Annotated in this window: 18 protein-coding genes and 1 tRNA gene; 11 read left to right on the top strand and 8 right to left on the bottom strand. The window is 63.5% G+C overall.

Going from position 1 to position 25935, the window contains the following annotated elements; genetic code table 11:
* The coding region (locus KHZ24_11345) for a twin-arginine translocation signal domain-containing protein (GenBank protein ID MBS5451780.1) at positions 1-801 on the bottom strand (801 nt) is incomplete at its 3' end.
* A gap of 562 nt (positions 802-1363) precedes the next feature.
* On the opposite strand from KHZ24_11345, the gene KHZ24_11340 reads away from it, so the two are divergent.
* Positions 1364-2959 carry an ABC transporter substrate-binding protein gene (locus tag KHZ24_11340; protein ID MBS5451779.1) on the top strand — a complete coding sequence of 532 codons (1596 nt, stop codon included), beginning with the start codon at positions 1364-1366 and terminating at the stop codon, positions 2957-2959.
* A 351-nt stretch (positions 2960-3310) separates the two neighbouring features.
* On the opposite strand, the gene hisS is transcribed toward KHZ24_11340, so the two are convergent.
* The 3 genes from hisS to KHZ24_11325 all read right to left on the bottom strand — a co-directional run bounded on the left by hisS (position 3311) and on the right by KHZ24_11325 (position 8496).
* Entirely contained in the window at positions 3311-4924 is a 1614-nt protein-coding gene (hisS, locus tag KHZ24_11335) for a histidine--tRNA ligase (GenBank protein ID MBS5451778.1), read from the bottom strand.
* Entirely contained in the window at positions 4845-6281 is a 1437-nt protein-coding gene (locus tag KHZ24_11330; protein MBS5451777.1) for an aminopeptidase, read from the bottom strand. The genes hisS and KHZ24_11330 overlap by 80 nt, the downstream gene beginning before the upstream one ends.
* Before the next feature lie 217 nt (positions 6282-6498).
* The gene (locus KHZ24_11325; protein ID MBS5451776.1) at positions 6499-8496 is read right to left on the bottom strand and encodes an FAD-binding protein; all 1998 of its coding nucleotides are present in this window, start codon (positions 8494-8496) and stop codon (positions 6499-6501) included.
* A 309-nt stretch (positions 8497-8805) separates the two neighbouring features.
* On the opposite strand from KHZ24_11325, the gene KHZ24_11320 reads away from it, so the two are divergent.
* The 3 genes from KHZ24_11320 to KHZ24_11310 all read left to right on the top strand — a co-directional run bounded on the left by KHZ24_11320 (position 8806) and on the right by KHZ24_11310 (position 13348).
* Positions 8806-10410 carry a helix-turn-helix transcriptional regulator gene (locus KHZ24_11320; GenBank protein ID MBS5451775.1) on the top strand — a complete coding sequence of 535 codons (1605 nt, stop codon included), beginning with the start codon at positions 8806-8808 and terminating at the stop codon, positions 10408-10410.
* 239 nt (positions 10411-10649) lie between these two features.
* Positions 10650-11630: an ABC transporter substrate-binding protein gene (locus KHZ24_11315; protein MBS5451774.1), complete on the top strand. Its 981-nt coding sequence runs from the start codon at positions 10650-10652 to the stop codon at positions 11628-11630.
* Entirely contained in the window at positions 11627-13348 is a 1722-nt protein-coding gene (locus KHZ24_11310) for an ATP-binding cassette domain-containing protein (protein ID MBS5451773.1), read from the top strand. The genes KHZ24_11315 and KHZ24_11310 overlap by 4 nt, the downstream gene beginning before the upstream one ends.
* 125 nt (positions 13349-13473) lie before the next feature.
* On the opposite strand, the gene KHZ24_11305 is transcribed toward KHZ24_11310, so the two are convergent.
* Positions 13474-14709, bottom strand: coding sequence for an ABC transporter substrate-binding protein (locus tag KHZ24_11305; protein ID MBS5451772.1), 1236 nt, complete (start codon positions 14707-14709; stop codon positions 13474-13476).
* Positions 14710-14890: 181 nt separating this feature from the next.
* Between KHZ24_11305 and KHZ24_11300 the strand changes: the two genes are divergently transcribed.
* On the top strand, positions 14891-15799 hold the full coding sequence (locus KHZ24_11300; protein ID MBS5451771.1) for a LysR family transcriptional regulator: 909 nt from the start codon (positions 14891-14893) through the stop codon (positions 15797-15799).
* A gap of 88 nt (positions 15800-15887) precedes the next feature.
* Here the strand turns inward: KHZ24_11300 and KHZ24_11295 are convergent, their stop codons facing one another.
* Complete coding sequence (locus KHZ24_11295; GenBank protein ID MBS5451770.1) at positions 15888-16457, bottom strand: pyridoxamine 5'-phosphate oxidase family protein; 570 nt, start codon at positions 16455-16457, stop codon at positions 15888-15890.
* A gap of 243 nt (positions 16458-16700) precedes the next feature.
* Here KHZ24_11295 and KHZ24_11290 point away from each other — a divergent pair, with 243 nt between their 5' ends.
* On the top strand, positions 16701-17765 hold the full coding sequence (locus KHZ24_11290) for a threonine aldolase (GenBank protein ID MBS5451769.1): 1065 nt from the start codon (positions 16701-16703) through the stop codon (positions 17763-17765).
* A 326-nt stretch (positions 17766-18091) separates the two neighbouring features.
* Positions 18092-19672, top strand: a complete 1581-nt coding sequence (locus KHZ24_11285) for an FAD-dependent oxidoreductase (GenBank protein ID MBS5451768.1) — start codon at positions 18092-18094, stop codon at positions 19670-19672.
* A 331-nt stretch (positions 19673-20003) separates the two neighbouring features.
* Here the strand turns inward: KHZ24_11285 and KHZ24_11280 are convergent, their stop codons facing one another.
* Entirely contained in the window at positions 20004-21398 is a 1395-nt protein-coding gene (locus KHZ24_11280) for a M20/M25/M40 family metallo-hydrolase (GenBank protein ID MBS5451767.1), read from the bottom strand.
* A 339-nt stretch (positions 21399-21737) separates the two neighbouring features.
* Between KHZ24_11280 and KHZ24_11275 the strand changes: the two genes are divergently transcribed.
* On the top strand, positions 21738-23396 hold the full coding sequence (locus KHZ24_11275; protein MBS5451766.1) for an adhesin: 1659 nt from the start codon (positions 21738-21740) through the stop codon (positions 23394-23396).
* A gap of 236 nt (positions 23397-23632) precedes the next feature.
* Here the strand turns inward: KHZ24_11275 and KHZ24_11270 are convergent.
* Positions 23633-23708 (bottom strand) — tRNA-Thr (locus tag KHZ24_11270).
* 277 nt (positions 23709-23985) lie between these two features.
* Between KHZ24_11270 and KHZ24_11265 the strand changes: the two genes are divergently transcribed.
* The 3 genes from KHZ24_11265 to KHZ24_11255 all read left to right on the top strand — a co-directional run.
* Complete coding sequence (locus KHZ24_11265; GenBank protein ID MBS5451765.1) at positions 23986-24585, top strand: ExsB family transcriptional regulator; 600 nt, start codon at positions 23986-23988, stop codon at positions 24583-24585.
* A gap of 48 nt (positions 24586-24633) precedes the next feature.
* Complete coding sequence (larB, locus tag KHZ24_11260) at positions 24634-25413, top strand: nickel pincer cofactor biosynthesis protein LarB (protein MBS5451764.1); 780 nt, start codon at positions 24634-24636, stop codon at positions 25411-25413.
* A 78-nt stretch (positions 25414-25491) separates the two neighbouring features.
* A partial coding sequence (locus tag KHZ24_11255) for a DUF111 family protein (protein MBS5451763.1) occupies positions 25492-25935 on the top strand: 444 nt, incomplete at its 3' end.

The raw sequence follows: 25935 nt of genomic DNA, 5'->3' as shown, positions 1-25935 counted from the left end.
GATCCAGGCGTTGACCTCGCCGGCCTGGATCGGCACGCCCGTGTTCTCGTTCGTGATGATGCGGAATACGACGTTGGGGATGCTCGGCGCGCCGCCGAAGTAGCTCTCGTTTGCGGTGAACTTGAGGTACTGACCCGTAACGTATTCTTCGAGCTTGTAGGGGCCCGTGCCGACGCCCCGGGAGTTGACGTCGTTGTTCTCCCAGTCGCTGACGCCCTCATAGAGATGCTTGGGCGCAATGAAGCCCTCGCCGGCCACCGTCTCGACACCGGCCGGGTTCACGAAGGGGAAGGTGAAGTTGACGGTGAGGTCGTCGACCTTCTCCACGACGACCTTGCCCTCGGGGAAGACAAGGTTCGAGTAGCCGTTAGACTCTTCGTTTGCTTCCTTAGCCTCGTAAGAGAACACGACGTCGTCGGCCGTGAAGGGCTCGCCGTCATTCCACTTGACGCCCTCGCGCAGGTGGACGGTCAGCGTGAGCTGGTCGTCGGACCACTCATAGGACTCGGCGAGGTAGAACGTCTCGGTACCGTCAGCCTCAACGGTAAGTAGGTGCGAGTAGACGAGCTCGAGCGTCATGAGGCCATAGCGATCCGACGTCGTGAGGACGTTGGGCGAAACACTCGGGTCGCCGGCAATGGCGTAGGTGAACGTGGCGCCGTCAGCTGCGTAGGCAACGCTGGGTGCGCCCAGCTGGGTCAGCGACGAGAGGCTGCCGAGGCCAAGCAGCGCGGCAGAAGCGGCCGCAGAAAGGCCAAGGAAGCTGCGACGGGACAGGGAGGCAGAGGCGGACGTAGGCATGGTGAGACGTCCTTTCAAATTCAGCGGGATGTCGGGCACGCGATAGTCTCGCGGCCAATGCATGAGGATTCAGAACAGGGGGACCGAATTCCTACCAACACATTCGCGCGATGAAAGGACAGGCACACATGGTGCGCTCGATGTTCTGGCCGAGACGGCCGGACGCCATGGTGGAGAGTCCATTGCTTGCTGTACTCACGGAAGCGCACCTCCTTGTTACCACGGGTCATCCTGCGTTGCGATATGTCAACACAAGACGACCGATTTATTACCCCATTTCTTTTATGGGTTGATGCTACTTTAGCACGACGGAGTACACCGGGTCTCACTGCGCGTGCATCTAGATACCGATCCGTAACAAACCTGTAGGGCCGGGATCGAATGCATCACCTCGCCTACAGATGCGTTCGACAGGAAGCGGCCGAGAGTAAATTGATTCCAACTTCCGGACACGCGTCGCTTCCGTTGCGCTATGGTTTGCCAGACGACCGCCGCTCCAGGGGCCCCGAACGGGTCTGGCACGGCGCGTCGTTCTCAGTGTCTGCGAGAAAAGGAGTCTTCCGTGTTCGATCCTTCCACCACGCTGTCACGCCGTTCGTTTGTGGGAGCCACCGCCGGCGCGCTGGCAGCCGCCGGTCTTGCTTCGCTGGGCCTGGGCGGCCTGCGCCTCGACGCCGCGCCCGCCTACGCCTCCGAAGGCGGCAAGACGTTCACGTACGCCATCCCGCTCGACCCGACCGTCTCGCCCAACGTCATGACGTCGGCCGACCGCGTGGGCCTCACGATCGTCAAGCTCATCTACTCGCCGCTGTGGATGTGCGACGTCGACGGCATCAGCTACTTCCTCGCCGAGTCCTTTGAGCAGTCCGACGACCTCAAGACGCTGACCGTCCACCTGCGCGAGGGCGTCAAGTGGAACGACGGCGAGCCCTTCACGGCCGACGACGTCGTGTTCACGCTCGAGGCCATGGAGAACAACGAGATCAGTGCGACGTACGGCCAGCTCGTCTATGACGAGGGCAAGGTCGCTGTCGAGAAGGTGGACGACCTCACCGTCACGGTCACGTTCCCCACGGTCAACGCCAGCGCCACCGAGATGCTCTCCGGCATCTTCATCGCGCCCAAGCACCTCTACGAGGGCATCAGCGACTGGGAGAACAACGACGTCAACTCCCAGGGCGTCGGCACGGGCCCCTACAAGCTCGACGAGTACCAGGTCGGCCAGTACCTGACGTTCTCGGCCAATCCTGACTACTTCCTGGGCGCCCCGAAGGTCGACACGGTCGTGCTGCGCGTCATCTCCAACGAGAACACGGCAATGCAGGCCATCCAGGCCGGCGAAGTCAACGCCTGGGCCGCAACCGCCACGCAAGTCGAGCAGATGAACGTCGAGGGCTCGGGCCTCGTCGTGCACCCCTACTCCGAGAACCGCGTCATCTACGCGATGTTCAACGCGCAGAACGTCACGGACGAGAACATCCGCAAGGCGTTCTTCTTCTCGCTTGACCGCCCGACGCTCGCCCTTGCCGCCTGCCTGTCGCCCGACTACTACGAGGAAGACGTCTCGTTCCTGCCGGCGAACAACGCGTTTGCGACGACGGACATCGAGACGTACGCGCGCAACGTCGACAAGGCCAAGGAGCTGCTGGCACAGGCCGGCCAGGCGAACCCGAGTATCTCGATCTCCTACGGCGCCGACGATACGATGCGCCAGACCATCGCGATCCTGATGCAGGAGCAGGCCAGCGAGGCGGGCTTCAACGTGACGCTGAACGCCCTCGAAACCAACGCGCTCAATGGCAAGCTTCTCTCCGAGGAGAACGACCTGCAGGTGTTCCTCGGCGGCTATGTCAACGGCATCGACCCCGACACGTACTTCGCCACGTTCGGCACGACGGCGACGTATAACTTCATGCACTATGACGAGCCGGAGATCGACGAGCTCTTCGCGCAGGGCCGCACCGAGGCAGACGAGGCGAAGCGCAAGGAGATCTACGCACAGCTCCAGGCCAAGGTCGCCGACACCGGCTGCTTCTACCCGATGTTCACCGACAAGCGTCTGCTCGTCACGACGGCAAACGTCACGGGCGTCGACGAGGCGAAGCTTGTGCCGGTGTACACGTTCGGGGATATGTCGAAGCTCGACATCGAGGCATAGGCGAGACGCGAGGCTTTATTTCGCGCATTTGGCCGCCTTTCTGTATCACGCGAGCGCGCGCAAACAAGGCGCGTCGGCTCGCGTGTGCAGGGAGGCGGCCTTTTTTTGGACAGAAAGCGAAGCCGTGTATGCGTCGGTTCCGCCTTCGAGCGGAGAGGCGGGAGAAAACCGCAGGTCAGGATTTGCTCAGGGTCTGCGACACGGAAGCGGGTCCGCGTGGGGCATACATGAGAGCGATTCCTGTCCCGTTCGGCAGGTTTTCCCGACAGAGTCGGATTACGACGGCGGCCGGCACCCCCTTCTGGAGGTGCCGGCCGCCGGTTTTAGCGTCGGATATGCGTCCTGTGATCTTTAGCGCTTCTCACTCGCCTCGGCACCGTGACCGCAGGCGCAGTTCGGGTCGCCGCAGGGCTCGCCGCCGTTGGCGCACGAGCACTCGTGGTCGTCGCCGCAGCCGCAGGCGGCATCGCCGCAGCCACACCCGCAGCCGTCCTCGAACTCGTAGCCGAGCGAGGCGGCCAGCTCGGCCGCAACGTCGGCCAGCGGCACAATGCGCTCGTCGTGCGTCTGCATGTCGCGCAGCTTGGCGCTGCCGGCAGCCAGCTCGTCGGGGCCGAGCACGACAGCCATACGCGCCTCGTACTTGTCGGCCTGCTTGAACTGGCTCTTGAGCGAGCGGCCCTGACGGTCGGCCTCGACGATGAGGCCGCAGTCGCGCAGCTCCTGCGTCAGCGCGAACGCGGCGGCGGCACCAGCGTCCGTTGTGTCAGCCAGCGCGACGTACACGTCGGGATGCACGGGCTCGGGCAGCGGCGCGCCGCAGGCACGCATCGCGAGGAGCAGGCGCTCGAAACCCGCGGCAAAGCCAAGGCCCGCCGTTGGGCGGCCGCCCGCCGTCTCGAACAGCTTGTCGTAGCGCCCACCGCCACCGATGGCGTTCTGGGAGCCCATGCCGTCGGTGACCTGCACCTCGAAAACCGTGCGCGTGTAGTAGTCCAGGCCGCGTACGAGGCGGGGGTCCTCCTCGTAGGCGATGTGCTGGGCATCGAGGTAGCGCTTGACGGCGTCGTAGTGCGCGCGACAGTCGGGACACAGCGCGTCGGAGATCTTGGGCGCGCCCTCCATGACCTCGTGGCAGTGCTCGTTCTTGCAGTCGAAGGCGCGCAGCGGGTTCGTGTCGGCGCGACGGCGGCACTCCTCGCACAGCTCGTCCTCATGTGCGCGGATGTAGGCGCTCACGGAGTCGCGGTAGGCGGGGCGGCAGGCGTCGTCGCCCATCGAGTTGATGAGCAGGCGCACCGTCGAGGGATCGATGCCCAACGCCTCGACGTAGCGCATGAACATGACGATCATCTCGGCGTCAGCGGCGGGATCCGTCGCCCCGAGGCACTCGACGCCGATCTGGTGGAACTCGCGCAAGCGGCCCTTCTGCGGGCGCTCGGCGCGGAACATGGAGCCGGCGTACCACAGCTTGGCCGGGGCGGCGCCCTGCGGCACGAGGTTGTGCTCGATGGCGGCGCGCACCGTGCCTGCCGTACCCTCAGGACGCAGCGCGAGGCGCTGGTCGGCCTTGAGCTCGGGGGCGCGGCCCTCGGACACCTTGGCATAGCCGTCGGGCGACAGCACGGAGAACATCTCCTTGCGCACGACGTCCGTCGACGTGCCCAGGCCATGCACGAACACGTCGGCCTGCTCGAACATCGGAACCTCGATGGGCGCGTAGCCGTAGGGCGTGAACACCTGCTCGGCCACGTCGCGCAGATAACTCCAGGTCAGGGCGTCGGCACCGATGAGGTCCTCCGTGCCCTTGGGCTTGTTGATCGTGGATGCCACGGGTCTTTCTCCTTCTGGGGTGCGAGTGCAAAACGGGCAGCGCGAGCGCGACCTACGCCGTGGCGAGGAACGCCCGGTAGCCGCGATACGCCTCGTAAACGTCAGCCTTGTTGACGACCTCCCACGGGGCATGCATCGACAGCACGGGAATGCCGCAGTCGATGACGTCCATGCCGTAGTTGGCCAGGATGTAGGCGATCGTGCCGCCGCCGCCCACGTCGATGCGGCCGAGCTCGGCCGTCTGCCACGCCACGTGGGCCTCGTCCATGACGCGGCGCACGAACGCGACGTACTCGGCGTTGGCGTCGTTGGAGCCGCTCTTGCCACCGCTGCCGGTGAACTTGTTGAACGTGAGGCCGCGGCCGAGGTAGGCGGAGTTGCGCGTCTCGAACGCGGAGGCGTACAGCGGGTCGAAGCCGGCGGACACGTCGCTCGACAGCATGCGCGACGCGGTGAGGCAGCGGCGCAGCGGCAGATCGCCGGTCTCGCCGGCAAGGTTCAGCAGCTCGGCCATGACGTTCTCGAAGAAGCGGCTCGACATGCTCGTGGCACCGCGCGAGCCGATCTCCTCCTTGTCGACGAGCAGGCACACGGCCGTGCGCTCGGGGACGTCAGACGCGATGGCGAGCTGGGCAGCGAGGCTCGTGTAGGCGCAGCTGCGGTCGTCGTGGCCGTAGCCGATGATCATGGAGCGATCAAAGCCCAGGTCACGGGCGGCGCCGGCCGGCACGACCTCGAGCTCGGCCGAGAGCAGGTCTTCCTCGTCGATGCTGAGGCGCTCCTGGAGCATGCTGAGCAGCATGGCCTTGACGGGCTCCTTCTCGGCGTCCTTGTCCTTCGGGGCGGAGGAGTCTTCAGGAGCGGTGTCGGCCTTCTTCAGCACGACGGGGCGGCCTCCGACGAGCAGGTCGAGGTCCTCGCCCTCGATGACCTCGCGGCCCGTCTTCTTCAGCTGGTCGCCCGAGAGGTGCACGAGCAGGTCGGTGACGCAGAACACCGGGTCGGCAGCGTCTTCGCCGATGACGACGGTCTTGACCTCGCCGCTCTTGAGCGCCACGACGCCGTGCAGGGCCAGCGGCAGCGTCACCCACTGGTACTTCTTGACGCCGCCGTAGTAGTGCGTGTCGAGATAGGCCATATCGGCGCTCTCGTACGCGGGGTTCTGCTTGATGTCGAGGCGCGGCGAGTCGATGTGCGAGCCCACGATGTTGAGACCCTCGCTCAGCGGGCGCTTACCCACGTGCACAAGCATGACGGTCTTGCCGGCACAGCACGCCCACAACTTGTCGCCCGCCTTGAGCGGCGTGCCCGCGGCGATGCGCTCGTCGAGACTCTCATAGCCGGCGGCGCAAGCGAGCTCCAGCGCGCGGGACGTGCACTCGCGCTCCGTCTTGCAGTCGCTGATGTACGTCGCGTAGTCACCGCAGAGGCTCTCGAGCTCGGCGATCTGCTCGTCGGTGTAGGACTTCCAGGCGTTCGGCCTCTCCATACACACTCCCTGTCATCGAATGGGTGTCGCTTCCATGGCATCGCATTCTAGCCGCCGACGGGGAGCGCGGGTACCTCGGCGCCCACGCTCCCCAAACATCCCGTGCGGGAGCACTCCCGCGACAGACCGTGGCAAAGAAAAAGCCCGCCACCCCGAGGGATGGCGGGCCCGCGTCAAGACGTATGGGTGCGCGTCAGAACTCGACGCCTCGCAGCTCCTAGGACGTCTTCTTGCCGAACGCCGTCATGAGGGCGCCGACGATGGCCTGGGAGTCGATCGTAGCACCGGCGATCGTGTCGACGCTGATGGTCTGGTTGTCGACGATGTTGCCGGTGAGCTCCTCGAACTGCTCGGGGGACATGAACATGTTGTCCGCGCCCTCGCCCAGCTCGATGCTGGCGAGCTGCCCGTCCTTGATCGTGAGGACGAGCTCGTACGGATCCTCGAGGCCCTTCGCCTCGACGCGGTACTCGCCGTCCTCGGCCTCGGCCCACGGCTCGCTCACGCCGGCACCCTCGGTCGGCTTGATGTCGGCGCGGCCACCGAGCATCGTGTCGATGGCGGCGCGGGCGGAGCAGATGGCCTCGTGCAGGTACGTGCCGTTCTGGTACAGGTTCGACACGAGCGAGCCGATCTCGCCAGCGGAGTACAGGTTCTCGATGGGCTGCTCGTCCCAGTTGAGCACCTGGCCCTTGATGTTGCGGCGGGCACCACCGGAGCACGCAGGCATGGCGGGGAACTCCTCGATGGCGTAGAACGGCGGCGTCTCGATCTTGGCCATCGTCGTGATATCGCGGCCGAAGTCGAGGTCCTCGCCGCCATCGACCATCTCGTTGAAGCGGTCGACAGACGCCTTCAGGGCCGCAGGATCCTTGCCGATCTTCTCGGCGAGTTCCTCGATCGTGTCTGCCTTCGTGATCCAGCCCTTCTCGATCTCGACGGAGTTGTCGGCCGACCACTCGTAGGGGTTGCGGCAGCTGACGGGCCAGCCGATCCAGTCGTTGACCATGGGCTGGGCCTTGCAGCACGCGTCGTCAAAGATGATGTGGACGGGCTGCGAGCGGCCGATCGGCACGTCGACATACTGGCCGTGCTCGTAGAACTTCATGTGCTGACGCTGGTAGGAGCGGGTCTCGTCGTAGTAACGCGTGCCGTCGGCGGCCGTCTCCATCCAGCTGCCCTGCGCCATGTAGAACTGGCGGATGAAGCACGTGTCGAAGTCGGGCACCTTGATGCCGTGGAACATGCCACAGCTCATCGTGTGGTTGTCCATGTGCCACATCTTGGCGCCGATGGCCATCTGCATCTTGACGCCGTCGCCGGTGACGTAGGGGCTGCCGGCGTTGTAGATCATGTCTCCGCCGTTGAAGTCGCGATACATCTGGGGGTCGCCCTCGTAGCCGCCCGTGGCGAGCAGGACGCCCTTGTTCGCCTTGACGTAGATCGTGGAGCCGTCAGGCTTCTGGACGCCGACGCCGTCGACGCGCTTCGTGATGGAGTCCTGAACGAGGCACGTGACCGTGTGCTCGTAGTTCGGCTTTGCGCCGCGCACCTCAGCCGCCTTGGACATGCCGTTCCAGCAGCCGCCGTTCTCGAAGGGCACGCCGCCGTCCTTCGCGCGGAAGTGGCCGGTGGCACCGACGAAGTCAGCGCCCTCGAGATCGGGGAACTCGACGAGCAGCGTGCCGTAGCGCAGGGCGCCGCCGCCGGAGTAACCAACCTCGTAGCCGGCGGGCTCGAGCGCGGCCTGAATCCACTCGATGTCGGTGGAGAACTCGTTCGTCAGCCACATGAAGTCCTCTTCGGGGACGTCATTGGGCTTGTTCATGGCGCGCATGTACGTGCGGAACGTCTCGATGTCCTCGGGCTGCGGGAAAATGACGCACTGGCCCGACGCAACGGCCTGGCCACCGGCATTCTGCTCGTCGGACTTGTCATAAATGACGACGTCGACGTTCGGGTCGATCTCGACAGCCTCGACGTACGCCGTCGTGCCGGCCATGCCGTAGCCGACGATGACGATGTCGTGCTCCTCGTCCCACGTGACGTTCTGGGAAGACTTAACCCACGTGCTCGCGTCCTTGTACTCGCCCTCGGCGGCGTGGGCAGCGCCCGGTCCGCTTGCGAGCGTTGCGGCACCCAGGGCCGCGGCACCGAGGGCGGCACCCTTCACGAGGTTGCGGCGCGACACGCTGGCTTCGTTCATGACACTCATAGGAAACCCCTTTCCGTGCGCGCCCTCCCCTTGTGTGTGGGGCGCGCTTATCGAGTTGCCTGCGAGAGCCATCAGCCGTTCCCCCAGGCCAACGCCCCCGCACCTGGCACCGTTGTATCAGGCAAACACCGGCGCCACCATCGACCTTGACCACGGCTGATGCTGAGGGTTGCGCGCTGCCACCTCCTCCTTTCGGGAGGAGGATGAGGGATGATTGCGCGCCATACACCTACTAAACGCAGCGCCTTTAGTGTGGAGGATGTATGATGGGAGTCTATATTTGTCGTCGCACAGGTACGGGGGCATGCGATGAGCGCAGAGGCTGTGGAGCGTCAGGCGACGTTGGGAAGTGCGCTGGAGGCTGCCGTACGCTGGGCCCTGCCCGCCTCTCCCCTCTTCCTTGCCATCCTCATGCTCATCGCGCACGCACCGTACGCGTCGCCTATCGTCGAGCCTTCCCTTTTCTATCTTGCCTGCATGGCGGGCGCCATTCTCGGCCTTGCCTGCTACATCCCGGCACGTCGCTGGGATCGCGCCTCATCGGTCAGCGCGTGCTGGATCGGCGGCGTCGCGCTCGAGGTGTCGTGGTTCGTGCTGCTCTATGCCGAGAAAACGGGCTCCGCGCCCGTACTGGTTGCCGGGTCGCTGCTGGCGGGGTGCGCGACCGCACTGCTACTCGTCCTGTGGCTGTGGGTGGGCCAGACGGACAGCCTGACCTGCGAGGTTGCCAAGCTCGCCTGCGCGTTTGCCACCGCGTTTGCGCTGTACTCGCTGTTTTCCGTCGTGCCGCACGGCGGCGTCGTGAGCTACCTGTTCCCCGTGGCGACATGCGTCCCGCTCACCATGATGCTGCGGACGCAGGTTCCGACCCACATAGCGGCAAGGGACGATGCCGCAGTTGCAGGCAACGCTGCCCCGCAGGACCAGGCGCGTGAGTTTGTGGGCGTCACGCAGAGAGTGAGGAGCTGGCTTGCCTGCGATGACGCCACGCCGCTCTGGGGCGAGCGCCCGTCGGTGAGGCGCAGCGTCGTGACGGGGCTGCTCGTCGCCTCGTTCGGCGCGGGGTTCTCCGCCTTGGGCTTCGGCGGCGCGCGCGTCGAGCAGGGCGCGGGGCTGCTCGCACTCGCGCTCATCGCCTGCCTCGTGCTCACGCCCGGCCGCATCGACCTGCTGCGCATCATCGCCATGCCGCTCGTCGCGTTCTCGCTGTGCTATGACGCCCTAGCGGGCCATGGCAACGCGTTCGCGTTCTTCATCGCCGGGTGCGGCTCGCTTGCCATCTGGCTGTACCTGCAGCATCGCTTCGGCTGGCCGGACATCCGCATGACAAACCCCCGCGAGATAGCACTGCGCCTCATGTTCATCGTGCTCACGGCGGGCGCGGGCATGGCGCTGGGGCAGCTCAGCCTCGACGCGGTCGGCGCAACGGGCAACGACCGGCTCTTCACGCTCGTCGGCGTCATCGTGCTCACCGATGCCGTGTGGCGACTGGAGCCCGTCATCCACCCCAGCGAGGCAGCGGAGCGCGGGATGTCCGGCACGGCGGGGACTGTGGAGGCGCGCGAGACGAGCGCGCGGGCGCCGTGGCTCCCTGTGCAGAGCGGCGCCGCAAAGGCATTCGGGGACAGTGACGCCACCACCGAGCGCGCGTCGGGCGGGCCCACGCTCACACCCCAGGAGACGGACCTCGAGCAGCGCCTGGGACTCTCGCCGCGCGAGGCGCAGGTGGCGGCGCTGCTGTGCGAGAGCCGCAGCGCCAGCTACATCTCGAAGCGCCTGGGCATGGCGACGAGCACAACGAAGACGCACGTGCGCCACGTCTACGAGAAGGCGGGCGTCCACAGCCGTGACGAGCTGCAGCTTCTAGCCGCGCACGTCCCGACGGGCGACACGCGCGACGAGAAATGCAGCTGAACCTTTACGGGGAGTAGCACCTTATGCGCCAATAGCATAGGAACACTCTGGCCGCTTTCCCACCGATTCCGGCGTATGGTATCATGAACATGTATATCACACCATACATATTTCTATCATACGAGTTGCAGTTTTATAATTATTACTATTATATAAATAAATTATATTTCATATAACAGATTAGAATAACCAAATAATACCTGGACTTGTAAGATAGGGCCGCTGAGAGGAGGAAGAACATGGAGCGGCTTGACTTCGTCGGGATGCGCATGATCATGCCGACCCGGCTTTCAATCAAAAGGGAGATCTCGCGCCTGTCACGACAATCCGCAGCCATCGCAGGAAGACGTCTTGCCTTTGGCTACCTCCTCAACAGGGAGGACGGAATCGCCTTCTGGAAGCAGGCGTCCGACGAAATGCCGCAGGTTTTTTATTCGTTTGGCAGCGACTTTCTCTATAGGGATGACCTCTCGAGATTCTTTTTCGGCAAAGAGCGCCTCTATGGCCAAGAAGGCCTCCGTTCTGACAGGGCGTCCACCGTCCCCTTCTCGCAGCCTTTCATCGACTCTGGCATGGTCGAAAAAGACTGCCCGCTGGTACTTTCGGCAGTTCTGCCCTATGCGTTCTTAATCGACCTGCGGAGAATCCCCCCGCAGAAAATTCCCTGCAGCTGGGAAGACCTCTCCTCGCAGCTCCTCAAAGGAGAGATCGCGTCAGATTGCTCATCGGCGGGTTTTGGCGGCTGCGTCATAGAAAGCTATCTCTCGATCTATGGAGGGGAAAGAACCAAAAACTATCTGAGCAACCATGTTTTGTTTGAAGGCACGCTGCGCTCCGTAACGCGGTTTCAGGAGTCAAGGGCAGGGGTTACGGTCGGCCCCTGGACATTTCTTGCCAGTGCGCAAATCCACCCCTACGCAAAGATAGTCTGGCCTCGCGAAGGCGCCTTCGTCCTTCCGATCTGGCTCGGCTTCAAGAAGAGGCTCGATACCATGGGGCACCTCATTGAAGACTATTTCTTCAGTGAGCGATATGCGGCCCTATCTGCACGCGCAGGTGTTCCAACCTGCGTCAGCACAAAAGACCCCCAATCCATGCGGCTCCTCGCCCAGATGGGGCCCCACGCGCCCGGATGGTATGCATGGCCGGGATGGAAGGCGTTGAAAGAAATGGATATTCAGCAGCTCCATAAACTTCAGGAAGGGATAGCAGAGCCATGAAGCTCGTAACGTTGGCAGGGCCCCCGTCTTGCGGGAAGACATCCGTGCTCATGCACGTCATACGCCAGTTGCAAAAGAGGGGGCTCGCATGCGGGGTCATCAAATTTGACTGTCTGTCAAGCAATGACGCACAGGCATATGCAGCGCTTGGCATACCGAATCTGTGCGGCCTGTCGCTGAGCAGATGCCCCGATCATTTCTTTGCCACCAGCTTGCCAGGGGCATTCGAATGGGGAGAGGCACAGAAACTCGACTATCTCTTTACGGAGAGCGCAGGCCTTTGCAACAGGTGCTCCCCCTACATTTACGGCGCGCTCGCCATCTGCGTCACGGATAACCTCGCGGGCATCCAGGCGCCAGCCAAGATAGGCCCCATGCTGCAGCGCGCAGACGTCGTGGTGGTGGCAAAGGGAGACATGGTAAGCCAGGCAGAGCGCGAGGTGTTCCGCGCAAAGGTTCAAAGAATGGTGAAGAGGGCGTGCATTCTCAACGTCAACGGCCTCACCGGCCAGGGGACCCTCAGCCTTCTCAAGGAGGTAGAGAGCGCGCCAAGCATCTCTTCGATTGACAGTGAGCGGCTTCGCTTCACTATGCCGTCAGCGCTCTGCTCATATTGCCTGGGGGAAAAGAGAATCGGAGCCGAGTATCAGCGCGGCAACATCGTCTCAATGTTTGACGAGAAACTTCCCTCGTTCATCTCCGCATCTGGCGGGGAGGCAAAACCCGTCGATATGTCAGACGAGACGAAGGACATCGCGACAGGCCGAGCGCCCTCGTCTTCAAGGGAGGTCGACGGCACAGATAGCGAGGAACTCCTCCTCATCGCAGACAAGCAAGAAGAGCAAGTCGATGCCGCCGATACCGTCAGGCCAGATACGCCAGAGAGCCTCACGATCATGGGCGGGGTCGACAAGTCGGGTCATCCCGAGAAGCTACCCCGATTGGACGTAATCCCGGGAGAGATCGTCTGCATACTCGGTCCAACGGGCGCCGGGAAAAGCAGGTTGCTCGACGACATCGAGTGTCTCGCGCAGGGCGACACCCCATCGTGTCGGAAGATCCTCATCAACGGCGATCCCGTTCCCGAAGAGCTGCGCTCCACAATGAGCGCCCAGCTGGTAGCCCAGCTCTCGCAATGCATGAACTATGTCATTGACATGACCGTGGAGGATTTTCTTCACGTGCACGCAGACGCCCGAAGAAGGACAGGCTCTGTCGAGCGCGAGATACGCGACACCTTTGAGTGCGCCGTCGGCCTGGCAGGAGAGCCGTTTGAGGGGTCAACCCGACTCTCGCAACTATCCGGCGGCCAGTCAAGGGCTCTCATGGTCGCCGACGCCGCCTTCCTGTCCGACGCCCCCATCGTGTTGGTCGATGAGATAGAAAACGCAGGCATGGATAAGTGGAAGGCGCTTGCCACGCTCTCCAGGCGTCAGAAGATCGTCCTCGTCTCGACACACGATCCGGCAATAGCACTCATGGGAACAAAGCGCGTCATCATCTCAAACGGCGGCATGCACGCCTGCCTGACGTCATCGGGCGATAGTCGAGAGCTTGAAAATCTTTCTATTTTAAATAAAATTGATAAAAAATTAAATGAACTTCGTTTAATTCTTCGAAATGGAGGGAGACTAGAGGAGCCCCTCAAGGACTGGATGGCTGAATTGGGGCGCTTGCAAGAGGGGAAAGCCCCTGAGACACGCACGCATCTGTCGTAGGGCGGCGCGTAAGGCTCGAGAGGCCACGAAGTAACCGAGAACCGTCAGATGGGGTCGACCCGCCGCCCTGGTTACCCCAGAGCCCGTCGGATCGGCCCCTCTTCTATGCTCTCGTAAAATATGACCTATTTCTCGGAGCCACGGGATTCCGCTGCGGCAGACTGTGCCTTAGCACCCCCATCCGATGACGCCGACCCGGCCTCGGCGCCAAGGGGCGGCTTACGCTCAAGCATGCGCTGCGCGTTCTCGGCGCTCAGCTCATAGCCTCGGAACGTGCGGTAAAACTCCTGAATCTCGCCGATTAAGTCGAGATCCTCAAACAGCTCGGGATGGAGGGTTTTCGCCAGGAAGAGCGCCTCGAGCGGAACCTCTGCCCCATATGCCCAGAAGCTACCCAGCGAGCACGGCGACAGATACACGTGGCCTTCTTGCACCGCCTTCGTGCCAGCCCACCTCTCATTTGAGAGGACGCCCTCCGTCGAGTCGGTCCAGCCCATAAAGACGTAATCGGGGTTCAAGGTAATGATATCCTCCATGTTCATTTCCTTGAAGCCGGATATGGTGTCGAGGTCATCAAGCCGCCCGCCCGCGATGTCTACAAGCACGGCGGGATACGTGTTGGCCCCATAGACCTGGGTCCCGTCATCCGCCTTCCGCACATAGTGAACCAGCTTAATCTGATCCTCGGGCAGGTCTTGCGTACGAGACGCAACGTAGTCGAGCTTCCCGAGCGTGTAGCTAATCCACTCTTCAGCCTTGTCCTGAGTGCCCTCCCCGAGAATCTCGGCGTACAGGCGAATCTCGCGAGAGATAAGGTCTTTGAACTCTTGTACTGTGGAGAACTTGACGCCGCTTGTATGGGCCCCGACCACGGGGATCCCCACCTGCTCTATTTGAGCGCGCTGATCCGCGAAATCGTCGCCAGGCCAATACAGGACCAGATCGATCCCCAGATTGACAAGCTCTTCGACGTTGGGCTTCTGGGCATTCTCGACTTTTGTAATATTCAGCGAGTTCATGAACGGATATATCTCGGTCATCCACTCATTCATGCTGATATTCATCGCCGCTTTGACGCGATCAACCTGTCCGAGGAACAGGATGGGATCGAACGTCGTGCCGGCAAGTGCGGCAATCTTATTGGCATGGGCGGGAATCGTGACCGTGACATCGCCAAAGTCCGTCACCTCAATGGTGTCGGAATCAGCCGAAGCCGGAGCCGCGAACGCCTTAGAGTCGAACGTCCTTGACGCGCTGCCGGCAAAAAGCGCCGCAGAGGCTGCGCCGACAAGAGCCAGGAACTCGCGCCTCGTCTTGCCGTGAAGCGCGTCATCCTTTGAAGAGGTACGCTGAAGGTTCACCGGAACTCCCCCTATCTCCTAACCTTTGTGACAAGGGAATCATAATCTTGCCCATTACCCTGTCTCATTCCCATAGGTAATGTGGTTTATAATCATATTGAATGAGGCGATTCGTCATTGATTTTTCTTACGATAGTATATAAATGATTACTTGATTGGATAATCACTCAAGGAAGATCTTGTGGACGATGAGACAAGAGCGTTTCTAAGCATTCATAAAACGGGTTCGATAAGTGCTGCGGCCAAGGAGCTGGGCTATTCCCAACCGGCAGTCTCCAAAAAGCTCAAGGCACTGGAGAATAGGCTCGGTGTAGAGCTGTTTCGAAGAGTAGCCCACCCGCTCGCACTCACTGAAGCGGGTATGGCATACATCCAGTTTGCCCAGAAAGAACGGGCACTTGAGATTGCTCTCTCTGAAAACCTGAGTCAGTTCGCCGTAGGAGGCCACAAACGCCTTCGCATAGGAGTTTCGGAGCCACGGTGTGCCAGCCTCCTCTCTGAACCCATAATTCAGTTCTATGAAAGATTTCCTAAACACGTCGTCGATCTTGAACCCGTAGAGTCAGATGGGCAGATTTTTGAGCTCTTCTCGGAGGGAAGAATTGACTTTGTGGCCCTTACGCCATGTCAGCCCTCATATGGTTTCATGCAAACTCAAGTACTTTGCAAAGAACGCCTGCAACTGTTCGCATCATCAAAATATTCCCTTTTAACGTGTGATGAGGAGACACCACAGACTGTCTCTCTCAAAGAGATAGCACGCTACCCATTCATAATGCCTTCACGAGCAAAACATCTCGCAGAAATATTGGAAGACGTTTGTTCACAAAATTGCATTAACATTCATACGATATTGCATAGCTTCGGCAACGAGATGACTCTCGAAATGGTGCGCAGGGGCGTTGGCGTCGCGATACTACCTAATACAACATTGGCTAAGCATGTTGAGCCGTCCTTGATACGTTACTCGATCAAAGAACTGCCAGACGGTATTGACCTTAACCTCATCACCCAGCGAAACTCTTTATTATCTGATTATGATATATTTTTTATAAAATTACTAAAACAATATATTAAAAATTATTTTTAGTAATAAAATAGGGCGGGAAGATTATTCCTCCCCGCCCCTATCGGTGCCTTAATTAGAGAAAACCAAGCGCAAAGGTGTTACGCGGGGCTTAGCCCATCGGCAGAACCTCGACAACCTCGACGACCGTCGCGAAGTCGGCGTAGGAGCCCAGGTCGGGCTTGAGCTCCTCGAGCACCTTGGCGTCCTCGACGAGCTTGACCTTGGCACGGCAGCCATAGTGGCGATCCGACGGGTTCTCGATGGACAGGTCGTACTCGTCATACAGGATGACGGCCTGCTTGTCGCGCAGCAGGTTGGCCTGCGTCGCGTTGGGCGCGAAGCCGAAGTAGATGTACTTCTCGCCCACAGCAGACGGGATGAAAACGGCAAGGTTGGGCGAGCCGTCCTCGTTCGTCGTGGCGACGGCAACGAGGCCCGTCATCGTGGGCAGCTGCGTCATCAGCGTCGCCTGGTCCATGTTCTTGAACTTGTTCGTATCCGTGCTGGCCGAGGAAACGGCGTCGACGGGGCTGTCTCCCTTGGCTTCTTCCATGGCGGAGTCCTTAGACGCGCTCTTCTCGGAGGCCAGGGCGCTGGCAGCCCCTCCGCCCAGGCCAAGAACTGCAAGCGTTGCCATGCCGGACGAAACAAACGTGCGACGATCAACTGTGGCACTCATAGTGTGTTCCCCTTTCACGGCGGTCGCGCCCCCTTATCGCGCGACACTCCCAATCCTAGGAAACCGCACGGCAGCAGCCGCGTCAATGCCTTCTCCCGAGAAGATTGGAATGATTCAGCCGGCAGCTCAGCTTCTTTTCGGGAGACGTATACGCAGGTGGTCCACCTGTCATCACCAATTATCGGTGGGGCCTACAATTTCTCGCAGAATGACACCAGCAGCCTCCCTACGGAAGGACAGACCATGAGCGCACCGGCGCCGAAGCTCCACCGGTTCACCAACGACTACTCCGAGGGCGCCCACCCCGCCATCCTCGACGCCCTCGTGCGCACGAACCTCGAGCAGGCCGGCGGGTACACGACCGACGAGCACTGTGAGCGCGCCCGTGCCCTCATCCTGGAGGCGTGTGGGCTGAGCCCCGAGGAGGCGAGCGTCGAGTTTGTCGTCGGCGGAACGGCAGCCAACGTCATCTCGCTGTGTGGCCTGCTCGAGCGCCCCTACGACGCCGTCGTCTGCACGCCCGACGGTCACATCAACACGCACGAGACAGGTGCGCTTGAGGCAAGCGGGCACAAGATCCTCGCGACACACGACACCGACGGCTTCGTGAGTCCCTCCGAGGTTGAGCGCATCGTGGCAGAGAACGCCGCGTTCGCCAACCACATGACGCGGCCGCGCACCATCTACGTGAGCGACACGACAGAGCTGGGTGGCGTCTACACAAAGAAGCAGCTCAGCGCGCTTGCCAGCTGCGCACGCGCCCATGACATGAAGTTCTTCGTCGACGGTGCCCGCCTCGGCAGTGCCCTGACCGCGGCAGGCAACGAAGTGACGCTGCCCGAGCTGGCACACATGGCCGACGCGTTCTACGTGGGAGGCACGAAGAACGGCCTGATGTTCGGCGAGGCCGTCGTCATCCGCGACCCGCAGCTGCGCCAGGACTTCCCCTGGCTCATGAAGCAGCACCAGAACCTGCTGGCCAAGGGCCGGCTGCTCGGCGTGCAGTTCGAGACGGCGTTTGCCGACGGTGGCGCCCTGTACTGGGGGTGCGCGCGCAACGCCAACGAGCGCGCAACGCAGTTGGCCGCCGGCCTCGACAAGCTCGGCTTCGAGGCCTATACCCCCTGCGCGTCCAACCAGCTGTTCTACCGCGTCCCAACCGCGATCGGCCAGGCTTTCAACGACGTGCTGGGATGCGAGACGTTCTTTGACGAGGGAGCGACGCGCGTCATCCGCTTCGTGACGTCGTGGGCGACAACGAACGAGCACGTCGAAGAGGCGCTCGCGTTCGCGGCGACGCTGGCGTAAGGGCGGCGCGCGCCTCCGGCCCGTGCGAAATCGCGCACTTCCGGAAGTGCGAGCTGAACGATGTGTCTTCCCGGGTCAAGCCTCAGCTTACTTTCAGGTACCACCTGGGCTTTTGCGCGAAAACCCTCAAGGTGACGCGCTGGAGACACTTGCGCCAGCTCGCACTTCCGGAAGTGGCGACTGGGCGAGCGGTCTTTCGCGGCGAACGTGGAAAGCCTATGATTGTGGTATGCGTTTCCGTCGTGGCATCAGGGGGATGCCAGCACGCGGAAACGCTGGGGCGCCGCCCCGGCCATGGGGCGGCCAAACGCAAAAGGGGGCTTTCCATGTCAGACACCACATCCACCCTCTCCCGCCGCGGCTTCGTCGCCGGGGCAGCCCTGAGCTCGGCAGCGCTTGCGGCAGCGGGGGCCGGAAGCGCACTCGCTTCCGAAAAGGCTTCCTCCGCCGCAGGTGACGCCTGGGACGCCGAGTACGACGTCATCGTGTGCGGTGGCGGCGGCGCGGGTCTGACGGCCGCCTACGCCGCACTCGAGGCCGGAGCCGCACGCGTACTCGTGCTCGAGAAGGCCGACGCCTGCGGCGGCACGACGGCGACGGCCGAGGGGGCCATCCAGGCGTCGGGCACGAGCTGGCAGAAGGAGCTCGGCGTCAACGGCGTCGCCGACGACAACGCCGACAAGCACTACGCGTTCTGGCTACAGGACGGCGAGGGCTTCGTCGAGCCGGAGCTCGTGCGCTGCATGGCCGATAACGCGGCCGACAACCTACAGTGGATGGCGGACAGCTTCGGCATCACGTACAGCAAGGTGTTCGGCTGCTATCCGGCCGCCTACACCGATCTGGCCAACATGGCCGACCGCATCCACCTCATCACGGACGCCGCCGACACCACGAAGACTGGCGGCGTCGTGTGGACGACGAACGCCCAGGCTGCCGTCGAGGCGGCAGGCGGCGAGATCCAGACCGGCGTCGCAGCGGCGTCGCTTGTCACCGACGAGTCCGGCGCCGTCACGGGCGTCGTCACGGCCGACGGGGCACGTCTCGGCGCCAAGGCCGTCGTGCTGGCCATGAGCGGCATCGAGCACAACGAGGAGTTGGCCAAGCGCTACAGCCCGCAGCAGTACTGGGACCTCAAGACGCAAAACGTCGCCACGGCCGCCACGGACACCGGCGACGGCATCGTCATGGGCATGGAGGCTGGTGCGCAAGTCGGGCGCTTCGGCGGCGCCGTCGACCTGTTGCTGCAGACGTGGTCGTACACGAACAACACGAACCCCGAGATCCCCTACCTGCTCGTGAACCAGCGCGGCGTGCGCTTCGTTCGCGAGGACACGACGTACGCGTTCCACTGTCGCGCCATCTACAACGCCTGCGTGCAGGAAGGCGGCTTCGACGACGAGGCGGGCACGACGGGCGCGTGCTGGATGGTCATGGACTCCAAGATGACGGGCGTGGCCCAGGCCGACTGGAGCGATCCCGATAAGCTGCAGGCCGCACTCGACGACGGCTCCATGGTGAGCGGCGAGACCGTCGAGGAGCTCTCGAAGCTCATGGGCATCGACCCCGCCGTGCTGGCGCGCACGGTTGACACGTGGAACTCCGACATCGCCAGCGGCATCGACCCGGTGTGGCGCCGCACGGCGCAGCTGACGCCGCTCGACGAGCCGCCGTTTTACGCCTGGAAGACAGTCAACACGAACATCGGGTCGATCGGCGGCCTCAAGATCAATACGGACGCACAGGTTATCGGGCGCGACGGCGAGCCCATCGTCGGCCTGTACGCAGCCGGCACGAACGCGGGCGGTTGGCTGGGCCCCTACTACCCGGGCAGCGGTACGTGCCTGCAGGGCGTGCTGAACTGGGGACGCATCGCCGGCACACAGGCGGCTGCGGCGGCGATGTAAGGCGAAGCCGAGGAGGCAGGCCCTCTCGAGCAGAGGGCGATACGCCGGCCCTCCCGTGCCCGGACGGCCTTGTGGGGCGAGTGGAGGTCGCGATCCCTGACAGGATGTGCCCAAATCTCGGCCAGAAATCAAGCTCGTGAATAGGCGGCGCCGCGCTTCCAGACCACGGAGGCGCGGCGCCGCTTTTCGTTGCGGCGTTTCCGCAGGTAAGCGCACGGCAGGCGGCAGCCCACCAAAGGCACGCCCGAGAGCGGGCATGCACGAGCCCGCCTCTCGGCCAGAAACCGGCATCCCGGCTGCAAGACGCGCCGTCCCAGCCGTTCTCTGACGGCTAGTCCAGCGTCAGCAGCTGCTCGACGAGGGCCTGGACCTTCGCGAGGTCACCAGGCAGGACGTGCTCGTGCGTCGAGTGGGCGTCGCGCATGCCGTTCGCCATGACGATGCCCGGGATGCCGTAGGCCACCGCAACGTTGTTGTCGCTGCCGCCAAACGTCGGCGCCCCGCTCGCCTGCATGCCGAGCGCCTCGCACGCGCGCTCGAAGCGACGGACGACCGGCGCGTCCTGCTCCATGCAGTACGCGTGGCACGCCTCGCTCACCTGCACGGTCACGCGCCCGCCGAAGTCGTCGGCCGCCTGCTGGAACAGCTCGGTGACGTGCTGGGCCTGGGCCACGGCCTTTTCGTGGTTGTAGCTGCGCACCTCGCCACGAATGACAACGTCGCTGGGCACGATGTTCGTGCCACGGCCGCCCGAGATGAGGCCGATATTGACCGTCGTGTCGTCACCGATGCGCCCACACTGCGTCGCACCGATGGCCTGCGCCGCAATCTTGATGGCGTTGATGCCCTTCTCGGGATAGAAGCCGGCGTGGGCCGAGCGCCCGATGACCTCGATCGTGAGATAGAGGATCGTCGGGGCCTGGTAGGCGTACTCGTGCGGGTCGGCCGAGTAGTCAAGCGTGTACGCCATCGTCGCCTTGCACTGCGAGAAGTCGAACGCGCGGGCGCCGACGTTGCCGACCTCCTCGGCAACCATGCACGCGAGCTCGACGGGACGGTGAGCAACGCCCTGTTGCTGCAGGCGCTCGACGGCAGCCATGACGCACGCGATGCCGGCGAGGTCATCGGCGCCGAGCACCGTGTCGCCCATGCTCGTGATCGTGCCGTCGGCGTGAACGTGGGCGTGCTTGCCGTTGGCGGGCTGCACTGTATCCATGTGCGTGATGAACAGGATGGGGTCGGCGCCAGCCAGTACGCCGGTACCGGGCAGCGTCGCGAAAAGGTTGCCGCAGTCGCTGCCCGTGTGAACGAGGCGATGCAGATCGAACGCCACGCCGTGAGATATGTTCTCGTAGCGCCTCGTCGAGGTGATGGCCGTCACGACGCCGTCGTTGCGCCCGCTCGTCGCGTCCTCCGTGACGACGAAGCCCAGGGCACCGAGGCGGTTGCGCACCTCATCTGCCATCTCGTGCTCGTGAAACGACGGGGAATCGATCTCGACAAGCTCACAGAACATGCGCTCGACCGGCGAGAGCTCGTAGCCGGGATCCACGAGGTAGCCCGGCGTTGCGGCGGGCGCACGGCGGGCGCGGGACTGGGCGCGATCGGAGCTCGTGGGCAGGGTTACCGGAGCGGGGGCGCCGGCCGCGAGGCCCTTGGCAGGCACGCGGTCCTTGGGCGCAGCGTTCGCGGCAGAGGCGCAGGAAACCATAGGTTCTTCCTCCATGAAGGAGGCCTCCTCAGAAAAGAGCGCGCAGGCCAGAGGCGTGCGGGAACGTGCGATCCAACGCCACCCCGGCAACGCGCAAATTGTATGGCGAGGCAAATCCTAGCACTCCCCCAGGGCCCCGCGAGAGATGGGGCGCTCGCTAGGGGTATCGCGATCATCCTGAAAACGCTTCGATGTTTGGGAGAGGCCTGTGGGGTCGGGGTCGCCACGCCGGAGCTTTCAGGCCTCGTTGAGCCGGCATTCGTATCGTGGAAGGCGATCGGTGGGGCCCCCGGTCTCGACGATTCTCCGTTGATAGCATCCGTGCCATCACCCGATTCGGAAGGAGCTCATCACATGGACACGACTCACACCACGATGGGTACCGCACCCGTCTCCCGCAGCGCAAGCGAGCGCCTTGCCGAGGACGCCGTCATCGCCTCGCTCGGCCGTACGATGGATCGTCGCGCGTTCGTCTATGGCACGGGCTCGCTCGCCGCACTCGTGCTGGCGATGCGTGCAGGCGTCGCATTCGCATCCGAGGGCGCAGACACCCCGCCCGAGGGCCAGGCCGCGGGCGGCCCCGGCAGCGAAGGTGGCGTCCCCGGCGAGCCTCCCGAGGGCGGTGCGGGCGGCCCCGGCGGCGCGGACACGATGACGTATGACTACACTGGCACGTACGCAGGTGTGCTTGTGGCCGACGGCGAGAGCGTTTCCTCCACGGGTGAGAGCATCGACGCTCCCAAGGCCGACCAAAACGCCGTCTTCGCCCAGAACGCGGGCACCGCGGAGATCGAGCAGGCCACGATCACGAAGGCTGGCGACGACACGAATGGCGACGTCTGCAACTTCTACGGCGTCAACTCCATCGTGCTGAGCGTGGGCGAGAGATCGGCCGTCAGACTGACAGACTCGACGCTCGATGCCACCGGCGAGGGCTCCAACGGTGTGTTCGCAACCGATGGGGGCGCGGCGTATGTGACCGGCTGCAGCATCACGACAGCGGCGGGCAACTCGCGCGGCCTTGATGCCACATACGGTGGCGTCATTGAGGCGAGCCAGGTGGACATCTCGACGAAGGGCGACCACTGCGCGGCCGTGGCAACCGATCGCGGCGGCGGAACGATCTCGGTGAGCGACTCCACGCTGGCGACGGCTGGGTCGGGCTCGCCGCTGCTCTACTCGACGGGCCACATCACGGCCCTCGACGTCTCGGGCACGGCGACCGGGAGCCAGATTACCGGCATGGAAGGCCTGAACACCATCCTCATCGGCAACTCCACGCTCGAAAGCACGATCACAGGCAAGACGGCGAGCGATCCCGTGGCCGACGGCGTCATCATCTACCAGTCGACCTCAGGCGATGCTGAGGCTGCGACCGGAGAGACCGCGACGTTCCAGGCGGCAAACTCCGTGCTCAAGAGTGCCATCACGTCCGGCGCTCTGTTCTACTGCACGAACACGAAGGCGTCCATCGTCCTTGCGGGAACATCGCTGGACTTTGACAGCTCCGCCGTTGAACTCGTCCGCGTGGCCGGTAACGACGCCAACAACTGGGGCCAGGCAGGAAGCAACGGCGCCCAGGTGACGTTCACGGGCATCGGGCAGGAGCTCGAGGGCGCAGCCGTTGTCGACACGATCTCGAGCCTGGCGATGTATCTGCTCGAGGGTTCGGAGTGGACCGGCTCGGCGCATATCGAGGCGAACGCCAACAACTCGACGTCCGACGAGCCCCTGGCGATCAACATCGACGCCACGTCCGCATGGATCGTGACAGACGACAGCACGGTTTCGGCGCTCAACATGGCTGCAGGCGGAGCCGTTATTGACGAGCAGGGCCGCACGGTGCGCATCGTTGCCGGCGATGTCGAAGTCGTGGCGGGCGAGTCCGCACTGACGGTGACCGTGACCGGGGCATACGGCACTGAGGTCACGACAAGCGACGCCAACGTGCTCGACGAGGCGCTGGCGAGCGGCGGTTCCTCGGCGTCGTCATCGGCGGCTGATGCCGCGTAGGGAGCGACACAAGAGGCCGCGTCTTCCAAAAGTCGGCCTCCCCTCTCGTGGGCAGCGGAACGAAAGCCCAAGGGAGGGGAGGTCTTTTTGCCCGAAAGCTTTGCGACGTGCTCGCGCGAGTTGGCAGGAAGCTTTGCTGCGATTGCAGCTGGAGAAAGCCATGGGCGCCCAAGGGTAAGTGCATCCCTGAAACGCAAAAGGCCAGGGAGCTTTCGCTTCCTGGCCTGCAAGTTCGGTGGAGCCAGATATCAGACTCGAACTGATGACCCCCGCTTTACGAGAGCGGTGCTCTACCAACTGAGCTAATCTGGCAGCCGGTACGTTTGGCGCTACGTTGGCGCTTGTCGTACGGCAGAGTTGAATATTACGGGAACATCTGCCTGATTGCAAGGCGAAACCTTGATATCACTTGCGTTCATAATTCATCCACATGCTCTCGCTCGCCACCACGGCACCACACCTCTTGTGAGTTTATTGGCATCGAGTGCCCCAGCTTGCCTTGAGTGCGCTCCAGGGCGTCACAATGCGATACGTTGCTCGCCCCGCGCACCTCGGGACGTTCCCCACGAAAGAGAGGTCCGCGCACACCATGCAGCTCAACCTGGATAAAGCCACGCGCTACGGTCTCGCGTTCTCAGGCGGCGTCGACTCGTCATACCTGCTCGCCGAGCTCCTGCGCGAGGGTTTCGACGTCAAGGCGTACACGATCAGCACGGCCTTTCAGCTGCCGCGCGACACCACCGACGCACTGAGGCTCGCCCGCGAGCTCGGAGCCGAGCACGAGCTCATCGAAGTCGACATATTCTCGCGAGACGAAGTGTGTGCCAACCCAGCCGATCGCTGCTACCGCTGCAAGCACGTCGTGTTCGGCACGATCCTGCAGCACATGGCCGTCGACGGCCGCACCGTGTTGCTCGACGCCACGAACGCCAGCGACGACCCAGCACGCCGCCCGGGCTTTCGTGCCATGCGCGAGCTGGGCGTCGTCTCTCCCCTGCGCGCAGCCGGCATGACGAAGGACGACGTGCGCGCCGCCTCGCGCGGGCTGGGCCTGTTTACGGCGGACAAGCCGAGCTTCGCTTGCTTTGCCGTGCGCGTTCCCACCGACACGCGCATCACTCCGGAGACGCTCGCCGTGGCCCGCCGCTCGTTTGCCCAGCAACATCCCGAGCTGGGGCTCGACAGCTAGCAGCCGGCCCGCAAGCCACCGCCTCCCCGCCCGAAAGGACACCGCACGATGGACAAGCACGATCTCGTCGCCCTCATGCACGACGTCGCATCGGGCGCCGTTGACCCCGACGAGGCCACGCACCGCCTCCAGACGGCGCCGTTCGTCGACCTGGGCTATGCCAAGCTCGACACGCATCGCGGCATCCGCCAGGGCGTCTCGGAGGTCGTGTACGGCGAAAGCAAAACGGCCGACCAGATCGCCGGCATATGCGCGGCGCTGTCCGACGCCGGGCAGGAGCGCGTCATCGTGACGAGGATCGACGCCGAGAAGGCTGCCGCCGTCAGCGCGCTGCTCGGCCCCGACCGAACGCTGCACTATCACGAGACGCCTCGCATCGGCGTGCTCGGCGATGCGCCCGAACCCAACGGCGATGGAACGATCGTCGTGGCCTGCGGGGGAACAAGCGACCTGCCCGTCGCCGAGGAGGCGGCGCTCACGGCGGAGATGCTCGGAAACCGCGTGACGCGGCTCTACGACGTCGGCGTCGCCGGCATCCACCGGCTGCTCGCCCACGCCGATGACATCGCCGCAGCGCAGGTTGTCATCGCGGTCGCCGGCATGGAAGGCGCGCTGGCCAGCGTCGTGGGCGGACTTGCGAGTTGCCCAGTCATCGCCGTGCCGACGAGCGTGGGCTACGGCGCGAGCTTCGGCGGGGTCGCCGCGCTGCTCGCGATGCTCAACTCGTGCGCAAGCGGCGTGTCGGTCGTCAACATCGACAACGGCTTTGGCGCGGGGTACCAGGCAAGTATGATCAACCACCTGGGAGGGCGACACCCGAGAGCGTAGGGCCCCCGACGGGGTTGGCAGCCTGGATCCACGCGACAGCAAGCGCAGGCGAGAAAACGTGAGACGAGAGGACCCAAGATGGCGGCAAGCGTGACGGACAAGACGGCACTGTACCTGGAGTGCGCCTCTGGCATCAGCGGCGACATGTTCGTAGCCGCCCTGCTCGATCTGGGCGCCAGCCAACAGCGTCTCGAAGCTGCGCTCGCAACGCTGCCGCTTGACGGCTTTTCGACGAGAGTCTCCCGGGTACGCAAGGCAGGGCTCGACGCCTGCGACTTCGACGTCGTGCTCGACGAGGCGCACGAGAACCACGACCACGACATGGCCTACCTGTACGGGCACCTCGTCGCACGCTCGGATGACGAGGCGGACGAAAGTGACCACGAGGTGCACGCACACCATGGGCATCACACCCACGGAGGCCACGAGCACGAGCACGAGCACGAGCACGAGCACGAGCACGAGCACGAGCACGAGCACGAGCACGAGCACGAGCACGAGCACGAGCACGAGCACGAGCAC

This window comes from Coriobacteriia bacterium, from assembly GCA_018368455.1.
Taxonomy (GTDB): domain Bacteria; phylum Actinomycetota; class Coriobacteriia; order Coriobacteriales; family UMGS124; genus JAGZEG01.
This window is presented reverse-complemented; position numbering and strand designations above follow the sequence as displayed.

Excerpts from the sequence above, each read along its gene's own strand:
- hisS (MBS5451778.1), bottom strand. The coding sequence starts at position 4,924 with ATGCCCCGTGGGAGGTCGTCAACAAGGCTGACGTTTACGAGGCGTATC.
- KHZ24_11330 (MBS5451777.1), bottom strand. The coding sequence starts at position 6,281 with ATGGAGAGGCCGAACGCCTGGAAGTCCTACACCGACGAGCAGATCGCC.
- KHZ24_11325 (MBS5451776.1), bottom strand. The coding sequence starts at position 8,496 with ATGAGTGTCATGAACGAAGCCAGCGTGTCGCGCCGCAACCTCGTGAAG.
- KHZ24_11320 (MBS5451775.1), top strand. The coding sequence starts at position 8,806 with ATGAGCGCAGAGGCTGTGGAGCGTCAGGCGACGTTGGGAAGTGCGCTG.
- KHZ24_11315 (MBS5451774.1), top strand. The coding sequence starts at position 10,650 with ATGGAGCGGCTTGACTTCGTCGGGATGCGCATGATCATGCCGACCCGG.
- KHZ24_11310 (MBS5451773.1), top strand. The coding sequence starts at position 11,627 with ATGAAGCTCGTAACGTTGGCAGGGCCCCCGTCTTGCGGGAAGACATCC.
- KHZ24_11295 (MBS5451770.1), bottom strand. The coding sequence starts at position 16,457 with ATGAGTGCCACAGTTGATCGTCGCACGTTTGTTTCGTCCGGCATGGCA.
- KHZ24_11290 (MBS5451769.1), top strand. The coding sequence starts at position 16,701 with ATGAGCGCACCGGCGCCGAAGCTCCACCGGTTCACCAACGACTACTCC.
- KHZ24_11285 (MBS5451768.1), top strand. The coding sequence starts at position 18,092 with ATGTCAGACACCACATCCACCCTCTCCCGCCGCGGCTTCGTCGCCGGG.
- KHZ24_11280 (MBS5451767.1), bottom strand. The coding sequence starts at position 21,398 with ATGGAGGAAGAACCTATGGTTTCCTGCGCCTCTGCCGCGAACGCTGCG.
- KHZ24_11275 (MBS5451766.1), top strand. The coding sequence starts at position 21,738 with ATGGACACGACTCACACCACGATGGGTACCGCACCCGTCTCCCGCAGC.
- KHZ24_11265 (MBS5451765.1), top strand. The coding sequence starts at position 23,986 with ATGCAGCTCAACCTGGATAAAGCCACGCGCTACGGTCTCGCGTTCTCA.
- larB (MBS5451764.1), top strand. The coding sequence starts at position 24,634 with ATGGACAAGCACGATCTCGTCGCCCTCATGCACGACGTCGCATCGGGC.